Below are 15836 nucleotides of genomic sequence, written 5' to 3'. Positions count from 1 at the left end.
GCTGGTATGTTCCGCGCGCGCTCATCCGCGCGCTCTTGAGCGATTGTGTCACAGTCGTAGGCCCGCGAGGCGCCGCAATTTTGGATTTTCGATTTTGGATTTTGGATTCCGCCAATCGAAAATCCAAAATCCAAAATCCAAAATGAGTAAGGTACGCGGTTTGCAAAACGTCGCTGGCAACCTTGCCCGCCACGCCGCAAGCAGGCCCGAATCCCGCCTGGGTCTGCCGACCGCCAGCGTTGCGACCTCCTCACCATCTTCTCCGACGCCGAACATGAATCGACGCACCGTACTTAAATGGATCAGCGGCGCGCTGGCGACCGCCAGCACCGCCGTGGTCGCTCTGCCTGGCGGCCGTTTCGTGGCCGAGGCGCTCAGCATCCGCCGCCGCGAGGCCGCGACCGTCAAGCGCGTGGCCCGGCTGAGCGATCTTGTGCCCGGCCAACCTAAATCGTTTCCCGTCGTCGGCAGCCGCCGCGACGCTTGGACGCTCTACCCCGACGAAGTGATCGGCCGCGTCTGGCTGCTGTGCGAGAAGGATCCATCCGACGGCCGGCAGCCCAAGGTCAAGGCGTTCACCGCCGTCTGCCCGCACCTGGGCTGCGCCATCCAACACGATGCGGGCAAACAGCGTTTCCTATGTCCCTGCCACCGCGCCACGTTCGATCTGGCGGGCCAGCCCTTGCCGGAGCCGAGCGGCAAGAAGAGCCATGCCCCGCGCGGCATGGACGGACTGGAATGCCGCCTGGTTCGCGACAACGACTCCGAGTGGTGGGTCGAAGTGCGATACGAGCGGTTCGAGCAGGGGCTGACCGTGAAAGTGCCCAAGGTCTGAACGATGCGCCTGCTCTTCGACTGGCTCGATGCGCGTACCGGCTACCGGACTCTGTTGGCCCCGCTGCGCCGGCGGATTTTGCCCGATGGGCCAAGCTGGTGGCTGACGAGCGCGAGCTGTCTGGCCTGGGTGTTTGCCATCGAAGTGGTCACCGGACTGCTGCTGATGACGACGTACAGTCCCTCGTTCACCAGCGCCTGGGCCAGCGTGTTCTACATCGAGCAATCGACGGCCGGCCGCTTCCTTCGCGGAATTCATTACTTTGCCTCGCACGCCTTGATCGTGCTGCTGGGCGTCCACGTCGTCCGCGTTCTCGTCTGCCGGGCATTCCGGCCGCCGCGCGAGCTGATCTGGATCACCGGCCTGCTGTTGCTGCCGCTACTGATTGCCTGGGCGGTGACAGGCAATCCGCTCTGTGCCAGCCAGAAAGGGATGACGCAGATCGAGGTCGAGGCCAACATCCTGGGCTCGACTCCGCTGGTAGGGCCGGCCTTTCAGCGGCTGTTTGTGGGCGGCGACGACGTCGGGCAACTCACCTTGACGCACCTCTATTTCCTGCACGTCGGGCTGTTGCCGTTGGCAGGTCTGACGCTGTTGGCCATCCACCTGAGTCAGGTTTACCGGCATGGCCTGGCCGGCGGCACGCTCGCCGATTCGCCGCGGGCACGGCCGTATTGGCCCTATCAATCGGTCCGCAACGCCACCGTGGTGGCCGCGGTGGTGGCGATCGTCGCTTGGCTGGCTTGGCAACGCGGAGCGCCGTTGGACACGCCGGCCGACACCGAGATCGCCGTTCTACCCCGGCCCGAATGGTACTTTCGTTGGCTCTTCGAGCTGCGCCGCTACTTCACGGGCGAATGGGAATTCGTGGCCACGCTGGTCGTGCCGTTGGCGGTCCTGGCGTTCTTTCTGGCGATTCCCTTCCTGGACAAAGGTTGCGGGCGGCGTGTCGGCACGGCGCTGCGGTGGCTGGTGGTGATTGCCGGCATCGCTGCTTGGGACTGGCTCACCTGGGCCTCGCTGGCCCGCGACGCAAACGACCCGGAGTACCAGGAGGCACAGGTCCAGGCAGCCGAGTTAGCCGACCATGCGCGGCAGTTGGCGGACGAAAACGGGATTCCGCCCGAAGGCGCGTCGGCGCTGTTGCGCGATGACCCCGAAACGCAAGGACCGCTGATCTTCGAGCGGCATTGCGCAAGTTGTCACTCGCACTCCGGTCCCGATGGCAAGGGTTTTGTGGCCGCGGAATCGTCGGCGCCGGACCTGGTTGGTTTTGGCTCGACGCCGTGGATCGCCGGGCTGCTCGATCCCGATGCCGTCGTCGGCCCGCGCTATTTCGGCCGCACCAGCTTCGCCGAAGGCGAGATGGTTGGTGCCATACGCGATCTGCACGCGGACGCAAGCGAGAAATTGCCGGGGCAACTCCACGCCGTGGCGATGGCCTTGGCGGCGGAAGCGTCGCCGGCGGCCGCCGGTTCGCAAAGTGACGTCGTGGAACAGGGTCGGCAGTTGATCGTTGGGGAACTTGGCTGCACGGACTGTCACAAGTTTCACGACGAAGGCGAACTCGGTTCGGCGCCCGATCTGACCGGCTATGGCTCGCGCGAGTGGTTGGAAGAGTTCATCCGCAATCCGCGCGACGAGCGCTTCTACGGCGACCGCAACGACCGCATGCCGCCGTTTGCCGATCGGTCTGTGTCCTCCGATCACCACCTTCTGACCGACCGCGAGCTGCGGCTGCTGGTCGATTGGCTGCGCGCGCCGTAGGGTGGGACCGGCACGCGCGAAATCCCGGCTTGGCCAGCCGAAGACGGTGGCCATTTTTGTTTGTTCCGCCCGGATGCCGCAGGCGGCACAGCTTCCTGGGCGGCCGCGCTGATTACCTGGCAGAGGCGTCAGCCCATGATCGTGGCCACTTCAGGGCGGCCGTTTCTTGGGTTTTCCCCAGTTCATCTTTTCGTATACGTCCAGATCCACGCCTAGCTTGTGACGGTAACGGGAGAGCTGCTTGAGTTGCTCGGCATCCACTTCAATATGGTAGCGGTGCCCCTCGACAAGCCGGACATCGCCGACCTCTTCCATCTGCCAATCCTTGTTGGGGCCAATCTGTCCGTACTCCCAATCGCGAAGTAGCGGCACCTCACTGCCGTCTGTCTCGTCAATGACCGTCAGCTTGATGTCGGTTCGCCTCGTCGCGCTGTCAAGGCGGCCACCGTCCTTCTTGTGGTAGGCCAGGTAAATCATATAGGCCCCGCTGGGCCGTGGCGGCAATACCCAGGCATCACCCCATGAGCTGAATGGCTGCCAGCAGGCGTCCGGCCACGGATTGCGCAGAGGCCAAAGGGAGACCACGACGATGGCGATGATGAGGATCGCCAACCAGAGCGTTTTTTTCATTAGTACGGCGGGGGAACCGCATATTCCCAGATGTTGGCGTTAGGAAGACGGATCGTTGAAGGAATGCGTGTCATCAGTTGGGTTGCCAGCGTCATGCCAGGCCAGTACCATCCGGCCCCGAGCGGCCACAGGTCCGCCTCGTCCATTGTGTCGAGGACGAATCCGACACAGGTGCGGCCATCGAGCACGCTGTAATACTGCGAGCCAAACCACCAGCTCCCCATGCCATGCTCAATCCGCTGCGCGTAATTCAGCATGTTCGTCAGGCCGGTCATCGTCGTTGGGACAAAGTAGTCGAACTTTTCTTCTGGATTAAATGTGGCATCTTTGATTTTGGTTTGGACAAAGGCTTGCCTGAATCCAATGTAGCCAAAGATGTTGAACGCATGGCCGCCTGAGTCCCCTGGGTTCCACGAAGCATCCCAGTAGGAGAAGAACTTGTAACCCGTGAGCTTACCAGTATCGTCGATCAGCGGCAGGAGGAACGAGGCGTGGATGCCGCTCACGTCAATGTAGATGCCTGGAGCGCCGATTGTTTGGGCGTCCTGGAAGTCGCTGTCCGGCTCTGCCGCCACAGTCGTTGCCGTGTTCGCAGCCGCCGTATTGGCCGCATCGACCGCCGCATCCACCTCCGCTTTTACGAACGTTTTATCTGCGTTCGCCTCCTTGTCGACCATCGTTTGACCGGCGGGCACCAGGTCGTCCACTTCTTGCTCCGTCGCCGCATCCACTTTCTTTATCGCCGCAGCTTCGTCCTGTGCTGCCTGGTTCGTATCGTCCGCCGACTTGCTCGTCTCAGCCTCCTCGTCGGCAGCAATCTCCGGGTCGGCCTGCTGCAAGAATGCTAGCTGGGCAGCGCTGTACGCCTTGTCGCGTGTATCCTCGTCGGAAGCGTGCGTATTGCCGTCCTGAACGTCGGCGTTGATCTCTCCCGTCACTTCCCCACGTGCGTCGTCGATCTGGGTCTTGTTAAGCGTTACCTGCGCCGGCACCTGGACCAGAACCATTTCCACTGGAGTTTACGTCATGCACCTTTCTTCACTGTTTGAACTTTGTTCGTTCACGGTCGCCCGGCAACTCGGTCAAAAGCGAAAAAGGCGCGCGAGGGTCATTCGCCGGCTTGGCACAGAAAGTCTCGAGCCACGCATGATGCTCGACGCGACGACTGATTACCAGACCGCGCTGGCCACAGCACAGGCGGCTTATTCCGCCACGCAAGCGACCGAAGACGGGACGTGGCAATCGGCCTTCCAGTCGGCGCAGGACACGCTGAACTCGCAACTTGGTGGAATCACGACTGACGAAAACGCCTTTGACCTGTCGCAACAGCAGGATATTACGAACACAATTGACTCTGCGACCACGACGGAGCAAGGCGCGCAGAGCACGGCGGACCAGCAGGCGTCTTCAAATGACCAGGCAGCGGACGGCTTGGCTCAGCAGCAAATTCAAGACGCGCAGGGCACCCAGGGAAGCCAGGACGCGAGTGCGCAGTCGCAGTACGACGGCGTTGCCGGGCCGGCCGCAACCCAACTTTCTGTGACGGAAACGACCGACCAGAACACCTTCGATTCGACGATGGCGACCGACCAGACGCAGCATGACAGCACGGTCCCGTCGCCCGTTGACACCATGTTCCCATGTATCGTATACTTAGGAACATGTTCAACCATTCCTACAACTGGAGACAAATCCATGTCATGCGAATCTCTTTCTGACGGCGGCCGGTCTCGGACCGGCGACTCGACCACGGCCCCCTGCGAACTGCTGCGGCTCGACGAGATCGACGGGGCCGACACCCACTGGCTGTGGCCCGACAGGCTTCCCGTGGGGCACGTGACCGTCGTGGCGGGCGAGGCCGGCAGCGGCAAAAGCCTGCTGGCAGCCGACCTCGCCGCACGTGTGTCGAGCGGCACAGCCTGGCCCGAGGCGGTGGCGGGCGACACGCTCCCCGGCCCGGTCCTGATCGCGCAGTCCGACCGGCACCTGAACCCGGTCGTCAAACGACGGCTGTTGGCGGCCGGCGCCGATCCGCGGCGGCTGGCCCTCATCAATGCCGACGGTGAACCGCCCGCCCCGGAAACGCAGGCGGGACGCCTGCACCACAACGGCGTGACGCCGGCCGAGGCCCTGATCGGCAAGCTGGAAAGCGCGCTGGACCAAATCGCCGATTGCCGGCTGGTGGTGGTCGACCATTTGCGCGGCTGGCTGCGGACGCCCGGCCCGCGTGCCGAAGAGCTGGCCGCCCTGTTTGACAAGTTGTCCGAGCTGGCGGCGCGGCGTCGGATTGCCCTGGTCATCGTCTGGCAGTTGGAGAAAGGCGGCCGGGGTGGAGCGAACCGGGCGCTCGATGCCATGCTGGCCGCGGCCCCGATGGTTTGGCTGCTGGGGCGCGACCCCTATCGTTCCGATAGCCGCGTGGTGGTGTGCGCCCAGAACCAATTGGGCCGCCCGGCCGACAATCTGGCGTTTCAGATGGCGGGCGATCGCCTGGTATGGCAGGCGGCGACCTGCCAGGTGACGGCCGACGAGGTCGTGGCCGCCTCGGTCCGCTCCGTCGATCGCCATGAAAGGCGGCAGGCGGGCCAGTGGCTGTTGGAGCTCCTCTCGGAGGGTCCGATCGAGGCCCAGCGGCTGTGGGAAGAAGCCCGTCAATGCCACCTTTCCGAACGGACGGTGCGGCGGGCCGCCGCCGAGATGGGGCTTCACCCGACGAAAGCCGGGCAGGGCGGTCCGTGGCTCTGGGGCTTTCGTGGGCAGATCGGAGATGTGCGGCCGGCGTGCGCGGATTCGGCGCCGCAAACGGTGGCAGCCTTCGAAACGGTTGGCAGCCTTCCAAATTCGGCCGCGGCGGAGGTGGAACCGCGGCGGGACGCCCCGCCGAGCGTGGCAGCCTTGGAGACGGTTGGCAGTCTTCCGAATTCGGCCGTGGTGGCGGTGGAACTGCGGCGGGACGCCCCGCCGAGCGTGGCAGCCTTGGAAACGGTTGGCAGCCTTCCAAACAGCCAGACGGCGCCGCAAACGGCTTCCAGATCCAGCAAACGGCGTCTCCGCAAGCTTCGCCGCGAACGCAAGGCCCTGGAAGCGGTCCAGGCGGTCCTGCCAAACGGATAGGCCCGGCCGCTTGCCAAACCAGAACCTGACCTTCGCCGCTAAGCCGCGGTAGGGGAGCCACCACCTACGGTGCCCAAACGCTTAGCGCCGCGGCGGCACACGGCGCTGTTCCGTCGCGCGGTTATGCCATCGCATCGCCTGGGAACGGGTACTCCTGAACGACGACTCGATCTCCGAGCGCGTCAATGCGCTGCCGAATCGCCTCGATATATGCAGGCCCTACGACTCCCCGATCGACCGTAATCGCGCTCGCCGGCAGCTTGTAGACGCCGATACAATGTGCCGCGCTTGGCTTGACAAACGAGGTCAGACAGCGGGGTCCGTATTGTAAATGGACGTACTCATCCCCTTCGGCCTCGTTGATACTTGAGGTGACATAGACGACCGTCGCCTCGTTGGGCGGGTTTACGGGATCGACGTCCGAGATGACGATGCACCGACGCGACTTAGGGTTTCGTCCTTGCGGGTCGGGAACGGTCGCCCACACAACCCTCCCGCGAATGAGTCGAATTTCCACTTCGGTGGCCTCGGTCCCTTAGATGGACCACTTCGACGGCCGCATGCGCTCAAGCGCGCCGAGATGGGCCGCTTCTTCCTCGACACTGGCAGGGTAAGCCTCTGCATCGCAAAGCATTGCGATCTCTTCTTCAGACATCCCAAGTTCACGCATCCACTTTGCCCGGAGTTGCATCGCGTTGCTTGTCGCTTGTCCCGTTCCGTTAACAAGCACGGTGATTGGTAACGACACGACTTGCCTTCCGTCAAGCGACACATGGAAGACGTGTTCTCCTTCTGCCTCGAAGGGCGCATCGAGCGCCGCGACCACCGTCGCCCCCAACGGCCGGCCAGCGTTGTCGACGCCTTCCCCGACCATGACGCGCGTTACCGCCAGATGAGCACGCTTTCCGTCGGGACTACTCAAGTCGACAGCCACCTCGTGCTGTTCTCCCTTTTCTTCGGGTTGACAGCGGAACTTGGCAACCAGCGCAAGCGACATCGGCGCAGCGGGAAGGCGGGCTAGTCGAAGTGCGTCGCAACCAGCACCAAAAGCATGAACGGTCCCATCAGCCGACCGCTCCGCCACGCGCGATAAAAAAGCAAATGCCAATTGCATGGAGCATGCAGCCCGAGAACCCCGTTCCTTGATTTTCAGCGGATAATTATACCATTCCATGCGTCTCAGCCAAAGTCCAGTTCCGCGTGTCTGAGACCTAAAGCGGCGCCCGAATGCCCAGCGCCGCGGCGGCAATCAGCAGGCCGACGACGTTCAGGACGACGATCAACAGGCCGACGCCATAGAGCGTCTGCGTGCCGTCGTCGAGACGCACCGCTCGCCCGCGCCATCGCGACACGCGGCTGCTGACGACGCCGCAGATCCACGACCAGTGCAGCATCAGGTGGACCAGCACACCCAAGGCGAACATGCACAGCAGCGAGAACTGAAAGGCCGACCAGTCGTCGAAGCCGCGACCCCAGAGTAGCCAGCCCGCGGCCGCCGTGCCCGCCGGGAATACGAACCGTAACACCACGGAAACCCAAACCAACATCAAAAACACGGCCAGCAACGCCGCGTCGAGCAAGAAGTTGACCGTCGTGCGCGACACCGCCAGCGGCCGTGGCGGGGTGACGGAACCACGATCGGGCCTCGCCGCCGGAGGACGTTCTGCAACAGGCATCACGGTTGAACTCGCGCGTGGTTTGTTGGTCAAGAGCTGCGGAAGCAAACGGCACGCCAGGATGGCGTCGGCTGGGGCAGAGCCGCGCCGATTGGGCAGTTCCGCGCAAACTGCTCCCCCGCGGCGATGCCCGGTAGCGCCACCACCGGGGCATCGCTGGCCGGCGGCGAGTATTGCAAAGGCCGGATCGATCTCGGCCAGCTTCTGCCCCCGCCACCGTTGCTGCAAAGCGCGCGATAGCGCGACACCTGTGTGCGGTTTCGCTCGTTTTGCAAAGCCTCGCACGCGCTCTCGCAATCGACCTCCCGAAAAATCAGGCGTCTTTTGCAAGCGATTCCATTTCGCCCGCTTCGGTACACGCCGTGCTTTACGGTTCGCCTCGAACCAATTCGCTACTTTTATGGATGGAGAACGAGGGTGACGATACGCCCGCTCGTCGGCGCGTTGATCCTGTTGGCCGCGATGTGCCTCGGTTGTCAACGCCAGGTGGAATTGCAGTATGTTTCCAGCAAAGAAGTGCTCGATCTCTCCGGGCCGCTGCAGCAGCGCGTGCGCGAGATTCTAGACAAGAACTGCGGCACACCGGTGCGGCCCAAATTGTTGGGCGACGAATCGGCCGACGTTACCCACTTGCGGCGCGGGGCGGCAATCTATCAGAAACGCTGCGTCGCCTGCCACGGTGCGACCGGCGACGGCAACGGCGAAGCGGCCGCATACCTCTCTCCGCGGCCGCGCGACTATCGCCGCGGCATCTTCAAGTTCACTTCCACGCCCTACGGCGCCAAGCCGCGCCGCGAAGACCTCCGCCGCACCCTTCGGCACGGCGCAAAAGGGACCTCGATGCCCTCATTCGCCCAGTTGCCCGAAGATGAGCTGGAAGCGGTGCTCGACTATGTGCTCGTGCTGACGCACCGCGGCGAGCTGGAACTGCAGTTGGCGGTCGAGGCCGACAACGAAGACGAAATCAGCGACGAGGCCCTCGAAGAATCGATCACCATGATCGTCGGCCAATGGAAAGAGGCCAAACAGCAGGCCGTCTGGCCGCTCACCAAGATGCCGCTCTACAGCGAAGAGTCAGTGGCGTTGGGCAAGAAAGCCTTTCTCACCGAAGAGGCGGGCTGCTACAAGTGCCACGGGTCCGATGGCCGCGGCCGCACCACCGACAACGCCCAGGGCTTCAACGATGTGTGGGGCGTCAAGACCCGCGCGGCCGACCTCACCGCCGGCATGTTTCACGGCGGCAATCGTCCGGAAGACATTTATCGTCGCATCTTTTCGGGCATCAACGGTACGCCGATGCCTTCGTTCGAGGCCAAGCTTTCCAAAGAGCCAGACACCTTCTGGCACCTGGTGCATTACGTGCAATTCATCTCCAGTGCCCGAAGAAGAACCCTGAACCCTGAACCCTGAACCCTCCGATGGACCGCGAAAGCAAACTTCAACAACTGGCCGCGCTCGAACAAGAAGTGCAGCAGCTCAAGGCCGAACTCGCGGCGGAGACGACTCCGACGCATTGGCGGCCGACGGACTACTACGCCGCCTATTACGCCACGACGGGCTTCCTGCTCGGCATGTTCGGCGCGGCCACCAGCCTGCTGGCCAACATCATCGGCTCGCTGGTCTGGAACGGTCTCAAGGGCCAGCCGCAGAACCCGTTGCGGCTGATTCAGGTCTACCTCACGTTCCCGCTGGGCGAGACCGCGCTAAAGATCGACACCGGCATCACGCTGGCCGTCGGCTGCTGCCTCTATCTCGGCACGGGCATGCTCTACGGCATCCTCTTTCAACTCGTGCTGACGCGCTTTACGCCCAACGCCACCTTCGGCAGACGGCTGCTGGTCGTCAGCGTCCTGTCGCTGGCCGTCTGGCTGGTGAATTTCTACGGCATCCTGTCGTGGCTGCAGCCGCTGTTGCTCGGCGGCAACTGGATTGTCGAATTGGTGCCTTGGTGGGTGGCCGCCCTCACGCACCTGGTGTTCGGCTGGACCATGGTCGTGGTCTATCCGTGGGGACTCTACCTTCCTTATCAACCGCAAACGGAGCAAACATGAGCGAGGCGACCGCCGCGGTTGACTTGCCGCGTCACGAAGACCTGGTCGAGGAGCGGCTGGTGCGTTGGCACTTTATCGCGGCCCTGACCTACCTGGCCATCTCGCTGGTGGGCGGGCTGCTGATGGCCCTGCAGCTCATCCATTGGAACCCGCTGCGAGGCATCGAGCTGCTCTCGCCGGGCCGCTGGCGGATGGTTCACACCAACGCCATCGCCTACGGCTTTTTGGCCAACGCCTTTCTCGGTGCCTTGTATTGGTCGGTGCCGCGGCTGACGCTCAAGCCGGTATATAACCGCGGCCTGTCGTATTTCATCTTCGCCGCTTGGCAGGCGGTGGTGGTGGCCACCGCGGTCGGCATCCTGCTCGGTCAGGCCCAGGGCGTCGAGTGGGGCGAGACGCCGGTCTGGGTCGATCCGATCGCGCTGTTGGGGCTGCTGCTGGTCGCCGTCAACTTCATGGCCCCGATCACGCGGGCCAAAGGGCCGCTCTACGTCACGCTGTGGTACTTCATGGCGGCGTTCGTCTGGACATTTCTGACTTACGCCATGGGCAACTTCATACCGCAATATGTGGCGGCGGGCACCAGCGGCGGCGCCGTCGCCGGACTGTTCATCCACGACCTGGTCGGCCTGTTCGTCACGCCCTTGGGCTGGGGGCTGATGTATTACTTCGTGCCGGTCATTCTGCGCAAGCCGATCTGGAGCCACGGCCTTTCGCTCGTCGGCTTCTGGGGCCTGGCCTTCTTCTATCCGCTCAACGGCATTCACCACTTCCTCTACACGCCCATTCCCATGTTCCTGCAATACGGCGCGGTGATCGCCACCGTGGCCGTGGAGATGGTGGTGATGACGGTGATCGTCAATTTCTTCGGCACGCTGCGCGGCTCGGGCCGGCAGGTGCTCGTCAACCTGCCGATCCGCTGGTTCTATACCGGCATGGTGCTGTACTTCGTCACGTGCTTGCAGTGTGCGTTGCAGGTGACGCTCACCTTCCAGGCGTTGATTCACTTCACCGACTGGGTCGTGGGGCACGCCCACCTGGTGATGTTCGGCGTGTTCAGCCTGTGGCTGTTCGGCATCATGACGTATCTCTTTCCGCGATTGCTGCGGCGCGAGTGGTATAGCCAGCGGCTGTGCGAGTGGCACTATTGGTTCTCGACGGCGGGCATCGTGCTGATGTTCGGCGATCTGACGCTGGCCGGCATTTTTCAAGGTTATTACTGGTCGTCGATGCAGCCCTGGGACGTTTCCGTGGACGGCTCGCAGCCGTTCTGGATCGTGCGTCTGTTCGCCGGCTTGGGAATCATCTTCGGCCAGCTCTGCTTCTTTTACAACATTTACCGCACCTATCGTTTAGGTCCGCGGCCGGAGATCATTCCATGTTCGAGAGTAAAGCAGGCGTGCTGTTGATCGGAGGCCTGGGCTTCTTTGCCTTCGCCTTCGTCTCCAACGCGGTGGTGCCGATCCTGATGTATCGCAATCTGCCGGAGCGGACCGCCGAACAAGTGGTCAACGCCAACCTGATGTACGAGTTCGAAGACCTGAGCCGCCGGTTTCCCGAAGCGTTCAAGGAACACTACGGCGAGCCGACGGAACAAAACGCCGCGTTGGCGCTGCGGCGCGGCCGCGACATTTACATCGGTGAGGGTTGCTGGCACTGTCACAGCCAGTTTGTGCGGCCGGTGTCGAACGAGTCGCTGCGTTGGGGACCCGTGGCGAAGACCGAAGAGTATCAAAACGAATTGCAACGCCCGGTGATGTTCGGCACGCGCCGCGTGGGGCCGGACTTGAGCCGCGAAGGAGGCCGCCGGTCGAACGACTGGCAGGCGGTGCATCTGTTCCGCCCCAAGATGGTTTCGAGCGGCTCGCCGATGCCCGAATACCCCTGGTTCTTCGATGACGATCCGAGCAAGCCGAACGAGCGCGGCCTGGCCGTGCTGACCTATATCCAGTGGCTGGGAAGCTGGCTGGAAAGTTATCCCTACTACGAAGACTACACACCGATCGAAGAGCAGGAGGCGGCGCCATGACCAAGGCACGCATACGATGGGCCGATCACGTCCCCTCGCGCAACGGCCACGCGCAGCCTGCGCATCCCTGGCACGGGCGGCTGCTGCGGACGTTTTTCGCGCTCGTCATCCTGCTGCCGTGCATGTACGGTTTTTGCACGAAGTTTTGGGAGTTGGTCGTGATCTGCCGCGGCGACATGACCGGGGCGTTCGCGATCGCTCCCATCGTCAACTACCTGTTGGCCAGCGCCGGCTTTCTACTGTTGCTCGGCTGGGCGGCCGCCAACGGCATGTTCCATGATATTGAGCGACCGAAGGAAACGATGCTCGAGCACGAAAGGTGGCTGGATGACCGACGACATTGACACAATTACCGAACGCGACGAAGACCAGTACCACGCTTACATCGGCAACCGGATTCCGTGGTACGTGCGGCTGGTATGGGTCGGCTTCTGGTGCTTCGCCGTGTATTACACGGTGCGCTACCTGTTTCCCGATCTGCAAACCGAATTGATCACGCCCGCGTGAACGCCCCACAACAAAGCCAGCACAGTTGCGACTACTGCGGTCTGCCCGTGCCACGCTCGTGGCAGCCGATGCGTGCCGCGGCGGCCGATGGGCCGGTCTATTGCTGCTATGGCTGCCGGTTCGCCGCCGATGTCGCCGGGCAATCGGGCGAGCAAGGGCAGTCGAACTGGATACTGGCCCGGCTGGGAATCGCCGTTTTTCTCACGATCAACGTCGTCATGTTCAGCATGGCGCTGTGGACGCAAGACGTGTATGCGTCGGCCGACGGCGCCTCTCCGCTGGCAACGTCTCTGGATGGCTTGTTTCGCTACTTGTCGCTGCTGTTGTCGCTGCCCGTGTTGTGGCTGCTGGGCGCTCCGCTGGCGCGCGGCGCTTGGCAAAGCCTCCGTTCGGGCATCCCATCGACCGATCCCTTGCTCGTCTTTGGCGTGGCGGCCAGTTACGGCTATTCGGCGGTCGCGGTGTTCCGCGGCCAGGGGCAAGTTTACTTCGAGGTCGGTTGCGTAGTGCTGGTGATGGCCACGCTCGGCCGTTGGCTGGAGGCGACCGGCAAGCTGCGAGCTACACAGGCACTCGACGCGCTCGAAAAGCTGCTGCCCAGCGAGGTCCGGGTGCTGCGGACCGACGGCGAATGCCGCCTGCCGCTGGAGGAAGTGAGCGTGGGCGATCGGATGCGCGTGTTGGCCGGCGAGCGATTCGGCGCCGACGGGCGTATCGTGCAAGGCAGGGCGGCCGTCGACGAGCAACTGTTCACCGGCGAGAGCCGGCCCGCGGTCAAAGAGCCGTCGGACTTGGTGCTCAGCGGCACGCTGAATCTCGACGGCGAATTGGTGGTCGAGGTCACCGCCCCGGCCGGCGCGGGCGCCCTGCGTCGGCTCGTCGCCGCCGTGCATGCGGCACGAGAAAGCAAAGGAGCGTATCAGCGGCTGGCGGACCGATTGTCGTACTATTTTTTGCCCGGCGTGGCGGTGGTGGCGGTGGCCAGTGGAATCGCGCATGGTTTGACGGGTGGTTTTGAGCCGGGCGTGCTGGCGGGCCTGGCGGTGGTTCTGATCGCCTGCCCGTGCGCGCTGGGGCTGGCCACGCCGTTGGCCGTATGGACGGCGATCGGGCGAGCGGCCGGCTGTCAGGTCCTGTTCAAGCACGGCGAAGCGCTGGAACGGCTGGCCGGCGTGGGCGCGATCGCCTTTGACAAAACCGGCACGCTCACAACGGGCGCGGGCCATGTCGCAAGCTTTGCCAGCGACGGCGTTACGCCGCGCGAGACGGTGCTGCAAACGGCGGCGGCGCTAGCGGCAACGTCAACCCACGTTTTCTCCACGGCCATTGCCGACTTTGCATCGGGCGTAGGCGTAGGGTGGGACCAGCGAGCTTGCGAGCGCCGGCCCACCGTAATCGACGTCATTAACGGTGGGCCGGCGCTCGCAAGCTCGCTGGTCCCACCTTACGGCGCAGAAGACGTTCGCCATAGAATTGGCGCGGCAACGGTGCCGATCGAGACCCGCACGCTTCCAGGACGCGGCCTAATGGCCTGCGGACTGGATGGCGATCCGGCCGTGTTCCTCGGCAGCCCGCGATTGATGCGCGAGCAGGGCCTCGCGCTCGGCGATCGACTCCGACACGTTTCGCAACAGTTCGAAGACGATGGCCGCTCGGTGGTTTGCATCGGCTGGCAGGGGCATGTGCGAGGCATCTTCGGTTTCGACGAGAAGCTGCGTCCGGAAGTGAGGGAGACGATCGACGGCTGCCACAGGCTTGCCCTGAAGGTTTCGGTGCTTTCTGGTGACGCGGCGTCGCGGGTCGAGCGGCTCGGCAACCAACTGGCTCTGCCAACCACGGGCGCCTTGCTGCCGGAAGAAAAGGTTGCGGCGATCACCCGTTTGCGGAATTGGGGTGTAGGCGCCCCGCCTGCATCGACGCAGCCGGGACGGCCGCATCATAAATCGCGCAAGCCCTGTCCGGTGGCGATGGTGGGCGACGGCATCAACGATGCGCTGGTGTTGGCCGCGGCCGATGTGGGCATCGCGCTGGGTTGCGGGGCCGACGTCTCGCGTCAAGCGGCCGATGTCTGCCTGTTGAGCGACGATCTGCGGCGTGTTGCGTGGTCGGTCGGCCTGGCACGCGCGACGGTAACAACCATCCGTCAGAACTTGTTTTGGGCCTTTTCCTATAACGTGCTGGGCATCGCGTTGGCGGCCGGCGGGCAGTTAAGCCCCGTCTGGGCGGCCGCGGCGATGGTCGTCAGCAGCACGTTGGTGATCGGCAATTCGTTGAGGCTGTCGACATGGAACTCTTGATGGTCTTTGTGGGCGGCCTGCTCGGCTCATCCCACTGCGTCGGCATGTGCGGCGGGTTTGCCATCTCCATCGGGGCCGCTTCGGCGAATTGGCGCGTCAACCTGGCGCGGCAACTGGTTTACAGCCTGGGCCGCATCTTCACGTATTCGTCCGCCGGTGCCATGGCCGGTTACGGAGGCTGGCGGCTGGCCCGTTCGCTGCCGCCGCTCGTCCACGCGCAATCGTGGCTCGCCGTGTTGGCCGGCGTGCTGTTGGTCATTCAGGGACTTGCCGCAAGCGGCCTCTGGCGACGCGTGCTCTCTCACGGCAAACACCATTCTTGTCTTTCCGCCGGCCTGTTCGCACCGTTCCTCACGGCGCCGCGACTCACCAACGTATTTCTGGCCGGTGTCTTGAACGGCCTTCTGCCCTGCGGTCTGGTCTATGCCTATCTGGCCTTGGCCACCAGCACGGAGAGTATGCTTTCCGGCCTGACTCACATGTTTCTGTTTGGCCTGGGCACGCTTCCCATCATGGTGCTTGCCGGCTGCGGCGGCAGCTTGCTCAGCCTGGCCGGCCGTCGCCGCCTGCTGCACCTTGCCGCCTGCTGCGTCATCATCACGGGCGGGCTTTCCATTTCACGCGGAGTCGCCTTCCTGCAACGGGATGCACAGGTGGCCGCGGCAAGTTGCCCGGCGTGCCTGGGCGATCGCTGAGCCGCTGAGTTTCTGCCCCTTCAACGTGACCGACGGAAGGCCCGGTCTGGCCCTTCGGCCGCCACACGCGGTAACTGGCGTCATGAGCCGACCATTCCAATTCAGCTTGCGCGCGTTGCTGCTGACCACTTCTGCTGTCGGGCCGACAACACCCCCTTGCGCGTGCGATTCGTTCTCTCCAGGCGAGCGATCAACGATCTCGCGAAGGCCGTCGAAGCCGGAGAATACCCTGAAG

16 protein-coding genes are annotated in these 15836 nt (G+C 63.6%); 11 read left to right on the top strand and 5 right to left on the bottom strand.

All coding sequences use genetic code 11. The features are described 5' to 3' along the window. The first annotated feature begins 274 nt into the window (after positions 1 to 274). Together VNH11_04335 and VNH11_04330 are read left to right on the top strand one after the other, a co-directional pair. Positions 275 to 835 carry a Rieske 2Fe-2S domain-containing protein gene (locus VNH11_04335; protein HVA45594.1) on the top strand — a complete coding sequence of 187 codons (561 nt, stop codon included), beginning with the start codon at positions 275 to 277 and terminating at the stop codon, positions 833 to 835. Between the two features lie 3 nt (positions 836 to 838). After that, positions 839 to 2602, top strand: coding sequence for a cytochrome b N-terminal domain-containing protein (locus tag VNH11_04330; protein ID HVA45593.1), 1764 nt, complete (start codon positions 839 to 841; stop codon positions 2600 to 2602). Between the two features lie 150 nt (positions 2603 to 2752). Here VNH11_04330 and VNH11_04325 read toward each other — a convergent pair whose 3' ends face one another. After that, positions 2753 to 3232, bottom strand: a complete 480-nt coding sequence (locus VNH11_04325) for a hypothetical protein (GenBank protein ID HVA45592.1) — start codon at positions 3230 to 3232, stop codon at positions 2753 to 2755. Continuing rightward, positions 3232 to 4245 carry a hypothetical protein gene (locus VNH11_04320; GenBank protein HVA45591.1) on the bottom strand — a complete coding sequence of 338 codons (1014 nt, stop codon included), beginning with the start codon at positions 4243 to 4245 and terminating at the stop codon, positions 3232 to 3234. The genes VNH11_04325 and VNH11_04320 overlap by 1 nt, the downstream gene beginning before the upstream one ends. Before the next feature lie 133 nt (positions 4246 to 4378). Between VNH11_04320 and VNH11_04315 the strand changes: the two genes are divergently transcribed. Further along, positions 4379 to 6346: an AAA family ATPase gene (locus VNH11_04315; GenBank protein ID HVA45590.1), complete on the top strand. Its 1968-nt coding sequence runs from the start codon at positions 4379 to 4381 to the stop codon at positions 6344 to 6346. Between the two features lie 121 nt (positions 6347 to 6467). Here VNH11_04315 and VNH11_04310 read toward each other — a convergent pair whose 3' ends face one another. The 3 genes from VNH11_04310 to VNH11_04300 are packed head-to-tail and all read right to left on the bottom strand — an operon-like array spanning position 6468 to position 8025. After that, a complete protein-coding gene (locus VNH11_04310) occupies positions 6468 to 6863 on the bottom strand; it encodes a type II toxin-antitoxin system PemK/MazF family toxin (protein ID HVA45589.1) in 396 nt (131 codons plus the stop codon). An 18-nt stretch (positions 6864 to 6881) separates the two neighbouring features. Continuing rightward, entirely contained in the window at positions 6882 to 7520 is a 639-nt protein-coding gene (locus tag VNH11_04305; protein ID HVA45588.1) for a hypothetical protein, read from the bottom strand. 37 nt (positions 7521 to 7557) lie between these two features. Then, complete coding sequence (locus VNH11_04300; GenBank protein HVA45587.1) at positions 7558 to 8025, bottom strand: DUF4405 domain-containing protein; 468 nt, start codon at positions 8023 to 8025, stop codon at positions 7558 to 7560. A gap of 414 nt (positions 8026 to 8439) precedes the next feature. On the opposite strand from VNH11_04300, the gene VNH11_04295 reads away from it, so the two are divergent. From VNH11_04295 to VNH11_04260, 8 genes are read left to right on the top strand one after another with little or no spacing between them, the layout of a single operon-like run. Then, entirely contained in the window at positions 8440 to 9432 is a 993-nt protein-coding gene (locus VNH11_04295) for a c-type cytochrome (GenBank protein ID HVA45586.1), read from the top strand. A gap of 8 nt (positions 9433 to 9440) precedes the next feature. Further along, on the top strand, positions 9441 to 10073 hold the full coding sequence (locus VNH11_04290; protein HVA45585.1) for a hypothetical protein: 633 nt from the start codon (positions 9441 to 9443) through the stop codon (positions 10071 to 10073). Then, positions 10070 to 11482, top strand: coding sequence for a cbb3-type cytochrome c oxidase subunit I (locus tag VNH11_04285; protein HVA45584.1), 1413 nt, complete (start codon positions 10070 to 10072; stop codon positions 11480 to 11482). Before VNH11_04290 ends, VNH11_04285 begins: the two co-directional genes overlap by 4 nt. Further along, positions 11452 to 12102: a cbb3-type cytochrome c oxidase subunit II gene (locus tag VNH11_04280; protein HVA45583.1), complete on the top strand. Its 651-nt coding sequence runs from the start codon at positions 11452 to 11454 to the stop codon at positions 12100 to 12102. The genes VNH11_04285 and VNH11_04280 overlap by 31 nt, the downstream gene beginning before the upstream one ends. Continuing rightward, the gene (locus VNH11_04275; GenBank protein HVA45582.1) at positions 12099 to 12446 is read left to right on the top strand and encodes a hypothetical protein; all 348 of its coding nucleotides are present in this window, start codon (positions 12099 to 12101) and stop codon (positions 12444 to 12446) included. The genes VNH11_04280 and VNH11_04275 overlap by 4 nt, the downstream gene beginning before the upstream one ends. Beyond that, positions 12430 to 12609: a hypothetical protein gene (locus VNH11_04270; GenBank protein ID HVA45581.1), complete on the top strand. Its 180-nt coding sequence runs from the start codon at positions 12430 to 12432 to the stop codon at positions 12607 to 12609. The genes VNH11_04275 and VNH11_04270 overlap by 17 nt, the downstream gene beginning before the upstream one ends. Next, a complete protein-coding gene (locus VNH11_04265; protein HVA45580.1) occupies positions 12606 to 14906 on the top strand; it encodes a cation-translocating P-type ATPase in 2301 nt (766 codons plus the stop codon). The genes VNH11_04270 and VNH11_04265 overlap by 4 nt, the downstream gene beginning before the upstream one ends. Then, a complete protein-coding gene (locus tag VNH11_04260) occupies positions 14894 to 15601 on the top strand; it encodes a sulfite exporter TauE/SafE family protein (GenBank protein HVA45579.1) in 708 nt (235 codons plus the stop codon). The genes VNH11_04265 and VNH11_04260 overlap by 13 nt, the downstream gene beginning before the upstream one ends. The last annotated feature ends 235 nt before the right edge of the window (positions 15602 to 15836 follow it).

The sequence above is a fragment of the Pirellulales bacterium genome, assembly GCA_035533075.1.
Classification (GTDB): Bacteria; Planctomycetota; Planctomycetia; order Pirellulales; family JAICIG01; genus DASSFG01.
This window is presented reverse-complemented; position numbering and strand designations above follow the sequence as displayed.